Annotated in this window: 6 protein-coding genes; 3 read left to right on the top strand and 3 right to left on the bottom strand. The window is 53.9% G+C overall.

What is annotated here, in order from left to right; all coding sequences use genetic code 11:
* Together O6944_07030 and O6944_07035 are read right to left on the bottom strand one after the other, a co-directional pair.
* Positions 1-1076, bottom strand: a 1076-nt coding sequence (locus O6944_07030) for an alpha/beta hydrolase fold domain-containing protein (protein ID MCZ6718886.1), incomplete at its 3' end; no start/stop codon positions are given.
* Positions 1077-1380: 304 nt separating this feature from the next.
* Positions 1381-2628 (bottom strand): alpha/beta hydrolase, encoded by a 1248-nt coding sequence (locus tag O6944_07035; protein MCZ6718887.1) that lies wholly within the window; start codon positions 2626-2628, stop codon positions 1381-1383.
* A 151-nt stretch (positions 2629-2779) separates the two neighbouring features.
* On the opposite strand from O6944_07035, the gene O6944_07040 reads away from it, so the two are divergent.
* The 3 genes from O6944_07040 to O6944_07050 all read left to right on the top strand — a co-directional run bounded on the left by O6944_07040 (position 2780) and on the right by O6944_07050 (position 4469).
* Positions 2780-2950, top strand: coding sequence for a hypothetical protein (locus O6944_07040; GenBank protein ID MCZ6718888.1), 171 nt, complete (start codon positions 2780-2782; stop codon positions 2948-2950).
* Positions 2951-3053: 103 nt separating this feature from the next.
* Complete coding sequence (locus O6944_07045; GenBank protein MCZ6718889.1) at positions 3054-3917, top strand: formylglycine-generating enzyme family protein; 864 nt, start codon at positions 3054-3056, stop codon at positions 3915-3917.
* A 276-nt stretch (positions 3918-4193) separates the two neighbouring features.
* A complete protein-coding gene (locus O6944_07050; protein ID MCZ6718890.1) occupies positions 4194-4469 on the top strand; it encodes a hypothetical protein in 276 nt (91 codons plus the stop codon).
* 127 nt (positions 4470-4596) lie between these two features.
* On the opposite strand, the gene O6944_07055 is transcribed toward O6944_07050, so the two are convergent.
* On the bottom strand, positions 4597-4909 hold a 313-nt coding region (locus O6944_07055; GenBank protein ID MCZ6718891.1), incomplete at its 5' end, for a hypothetical protein.

The raw sequence follows: 4909 nt of genomic DNA on the forward strand, positions 1-4909 counted from the left end.
CCATGGGAGAAGGCCCAACTATGTCCGGCATTTGGGAAGAGCGTAAGCGTTATGAAATTTTGGCCACCTACCTCCTCGATGTAACTGGCGCAATCCGACGCCGGCGTTTCTTTGTCTTTGGCGCCTGCAAGTATTGTCACCGGGATGGGGAGGACATCGTTCTCCACGAACTTCACGCGGCAGCTCGGATAGGCGAGCACCATCCCGGCGATCGAGTAGGAGCCCTCGTTGAGCCTATCGTAGATGGCATGTTGAGCCATGTTGAGCGCGGACATGCCGCCTGCGCTTAGTCCAACGAGATAGATACGGTCCGGATCTATGAAATCGAACTTCTTCACCGCAGCCTCTATGCCCTTGAAGGTGTCCACGGTGCGGCCGGGAATGTCGATAGATAGCTTGTGGCGGATAACCAAGGTAGCGCCGCCTACTTCTGCTATGCGCTTTGGCATCTCTACAAAGAAAGCTTTGGCACCACCAATGCCGCCGAAACCGTGCATCAAGACAACAAGTGGCTTGGGATCGGGCGTGTCTTGGTCATAGAAAAGCTTTCCGCGTAGGGTGTGCTCTTTCATGATCTGCCCGCTTCCCGACATGACGGGTCCGTAATCGCCTGGGTCGAAGGTCTTGAATCGCAGTGGCCTTGCGCTCAAGCCTGGGATATTGTCCGTATCCATAGTGATGCTGCCATTGCATCTCCAAGGTCCCCGCCTAGCGCTGATATGGAAGTTGGTGCCGTCCCAATAACCCTTTACCGTGTACTTTTTGAACTTTTCGCCATGGTGGTTGTCATAGGTCCCGCTCCAAGAGGCAACGCCCTGACTATCGATCGTTGTTGTGGCGGACGTTCCCCAGTTGCCTAGGTGCGAAAGCTGCGCCTCACCGTCCTTTACTTCGACCTCAAGGTGCCGGGGAAGATCGTCGTAACCGGACAGCTTGCAAGTGATCCCTCCCTGCCAATAGCCAGTATACGTGCTGATTGGTCTGGACTGGACAGGTGTCTGGCGTTCCACGGCTGTCTGACAAGCGCTGATGACGAATGCGAGAATTATGGATGAAACAACACATACGTGTTTCACGATCGTGCTCCTTACCGCTCCCCCATTATGACTGCTTTGGGTCAAGGCGCTTCGAGCGCGAGCTGACGATTGGGACTCGATCCGCGAACGCCACCAGGGCCAGCGGTCCAAAAATCACCGCATCGACAGGCCGGACACATGACTGCACCCGACCACTTGCATCACAACCAGAAAACCCTTGTCAGCAGGGCGCCGCCCACACATGACCCAGTGCGGACATCGAACGTGATGACGTTCGCCCATGTTGGAATTTGGGAGAGGAGGCTAACGCTATCGGCTTTTGGCGCATGCCAATCCGGCGGTCTCACTCAATCTTCGCGCCGGCGGGATAACCGGGCGGAACTCTCCAGAAATTGAGTCCGATATGTTCCAAAGGGCGTCCGGCTTCGCCCGGTTTGAAGCCGTATCGCAGCATCAATACGAGATCGGAGCTAACGGCGGGGTTGGTCCGAAAATAATCATGGCCGTAGCCGGTCGACTCGCCTTCGAAATTGACAACTGTCACCCGGGCCGCGTTGACCTTCATCCTTGCCAACTCTTCTTCCGTGAGCTCGCTGATGCTTATCGTTCCCAAACGCCCGCGAGGACTGGCGAAGAGGGTCTCGGCTATACCGATCGCCTCGTCATTCGGCGACGAATAAAGCGTCGCCTGGTCGACTTCGAGAGCCAAGCGCTCGGCTGCGACCCGTTGACTGAGGACTTGCACATCGATATCTGGCGCCGCGATAACCAGATTCGCGATCTTTAACTGGTCGCGTGCGCTGACGCCCGCGCCTCGGGCCCAAATGACGAGCTCGCGGAAGGCGGACAACAGGACATCGGTACCGCGACTATGCGCGATCAGATGAATATTTTCGATCTCAGGCTGCTCGGACAACCACTTGATGACTTGCTTGAGGTGGAAGACCGTGAACTCGCTGGATTCGCGGTCGTAGGTGTAGCCGAAGAAGCCGGGATAACCCGCTGGCCAGGTGTAGACGATCGGCAGTCCTTCGCGGCCGAAGAAATGCCACAGCTCCGCCAGGGCAAAAGCGGCATCCTCGAACGTGTTGTGGTAGCCATGCACGTAAAGGAACACGTCCTTGCGGGGCGTCAGCGCCAAGCGCCGTAAGACTTCTGCCCTCATACGGGCGAGGCTTGCGTCTCGCGCCGCGACCGCGTCGGAATCCTCCACAACCTGACCGTCGATCACTTGGTACGGTATTGGCGTGGCGGGCAGGCGTGCGAACTCGGTCGTCGAGACCGTACGCAGTTCGAATTTTCCGAACCGCGTCAGGGTTAGGCTGGCAGCGACGAGTTCGTCCCAGGTGGCATTCTGACCCAGATCAATGACCGTCGTTCCGACCGCCAGGGAATTCGAACGATTGAAGCCATAGGTGAGATTGCCCGCCTCATCGGTCTCCGGCGCCCGGTCGGTCACGTAGATGAGCTCGACTTGCGTGCTGGTGAACTCTGGTGCCAGCTCACCAAACAACGGCGCTGTCTCGTCAGCGTAAAGGCTCGGTGTCGGCATCAATTGACGGCTCTCCGCGCAACCGGCGACCAATGTCATGCAGGCTAGGAAAAGAAGGGGATTTCGAGCGGGGATCATAACCGCGTCTCCCATAGGAGTAGGTGACATCGCCATCATGATAGTCATGCAATTCGAGAATGTGTCAAACTCGAAATTGGTTCCTCGACGACGGACGGCCGAATGTCTCCTCTTGGCTGAAAGCAGACATGCGGAGAGGTGCGCTGGAAGCTGGAGCCGGGGCAATCTCACGCCCGCCGACGTCTACTTCGGACGTGGCCACATCACCCTGCTGGAAAGGGAGAAGATCAAACGCCAGACCATGGAGCACCGGCGCTTGCAACACCGGAAAAACGCCGCCTAAAATGACCGGCCAGATGGGCCAGGGTCTCTCCTAATTCAGCCCGCCGTAAATCTCAAATTCTCTGACGACGGACAATGTGCACATACTGTCCTCCGGAGTTGCGATGAACCTTCTCGCAAATAAAGAAATTAGAAATTTTCAATATTTTTTCATCATCATTGTAATTTTTGGAATACTTGTAATTTCCGCTAACGTAAATTCTCAAACCGTAAGATCATTTCGAGATTGCATTGAGTGCCCTGAAATGGTCGAAATTCCGAAAGGCTCGTTTCTCATGGGCTCGGATATGGGCAGGGATGATGAGAAACCGCAGCATCGCGTAATAATCGAAAACAATTTTTCTGTCGGTAAGTATGAAGTCACCCGTAGACAGTACGCATTTTTTCTTCAGGATTCCACCTTCTCACCAGATGACGGCTGTGAAGTTTATGACCTACCGAGTTTCAACATGGATTTAACAAAAAGCTGGGCCGATCCGGCATTTACACAAGACGCGGATCACCCGGCAGTGTGTGTCAGCTGGCGTGATGCGCAATCATATGTAGATTGGTTAAGCAGTACAACCGGTGAACAATATCGGCTGTTGAGCGAGTCGGAATGGGAGTATGTAGCACGAGCCGGGTCTACTACAAATTATAGTTTCGGCGACAATATTGATTCAACGAAAGCAAATTATGGTGACGAATTTAGAAAAACAACTGCTGTGGGTTCATACCCGGAAAATGGATTCGGCCTGCATGATATACACGGAAACGCAGCAGAATGGGTAGCTGATTGCTGGGCTGAAAACTATGAGCATACGCCTGTCACAGGGGGTCCGATGACACAGGGGCCATGCAGGAAACGAATTCTTCGCGGTGGAACATGGCATAACCAACCACAATATTTGCGCTCCGCGTTCCGCAACGGTTATTTTGCAGACTTCAGGCTTAGTGGTATTGGGCTTCGGGTAGCCAGACAACGTTAAAGGAAGTTCAACGGACAGTTTACTTCGCTCTGCATTTGATTCTCCCGCCCCGTTCCATGCCATGTCCGTCAAGGCGCCAAGTCGTGCACTTCAATCTGGAATCTCAGTTTTCCAAACAGAGCAATTAGGTGGTACAGTTCGCGGGGCAGGCTAAGGGGAAATTTTTGAATAATGTGAAGATAGTACTTGGCCGTCTTCCCAGGAGCAGTAGATATAATACGTGATAATTTGGGATCTGTGAATCTATCAACAGTTTAATAGTTAGAGAAACCTAAGATGTTGGCTGCTGTATTTGCATTTCTTCCTGCATTCTATGCTGGATCTCAAGATGGTTCCAGCTTTGCCGAGGGTTCGTTTGTTTTTTTCTGCGGCTATGCTGCATTTGTTCTAGGGACATATGTATACACACATTATATCTTGCATACATATGTCCATAACGTAAGGGAACTATTGATATTCGGTTTTTTGAAAGGCGATCAGATCAAAGGGATGCTCATGCAGATACTTGTCCCATCAATTGTTGGTTGGGGCATTGCATTGATTATATCCTAACCGACACTCCCCAGTTGACTGTCCTTGTTACCGACGACGGTATCACAACGGGCGCCTTCCAAAAGATGCGAAATATTCGCTTGCGGCTATAAGCAAATAATCTGACAGGTGCGCCAGAGAGTCCGCTTTACCCTCGAAATCCGACATCGGCGCGCTCAAGAATATCCGGAAAACGCGTGTGTGTGGGGATCCGCGGGGCAAGCCATACCGCCTCAATGCGCGCGTGCCCCGGGCGCACCCGTCGCTCCAGCTGGTCGGCCGGCCGGTCGGCCGCGTATTTTCCTCTCTTGACCCATGGCCACGCGTGATCGAGGCTAGCGCGGTACGGGTTCGCCCACAGCTTGGTTCGCTGGCCGCCGGAGACGACCCGATCGACCCGGCGCTGCAATTTTCGGAGGGCCCTGAAATGGCGGTGCACGTCCCCGACCTCGACCGCTTGA

This window comes from Gammaproteobacteria bacterium (assembly GCA_027296625.1).
Classification (GTDB): Bacteria; Pseudomonadota; Gammaproteobacteria; order JAKEHO01; family JAKEHO01; genus JAKEHO01.

What these genes read in the sequence shown, in the direction of transcription:
- O6944_07035 (MCZ6718887.1), bottom strand. Translation starts at nt 2,628, where the DNA reads ATGACATTGGTCGCCGGTTGCGCGGAGAGCCGTCAATTGATGCCGACA.
- O6944_07050 (MCZ6718890.1), top strand. Translation starts at nt 4,194, where the DNA reads ATGTTGGCTGCTGTATTTGCATTTCTTCCTGCATTCTATGCTGGATCT.
- O6944_07045 (MCZ6718889.1), top strand. Translation starts at nt 3,054, where the DNA reads ATGAACCTTCTCGCAAATAAAGAAATTAGAAATTTTCAATATTTTTTC.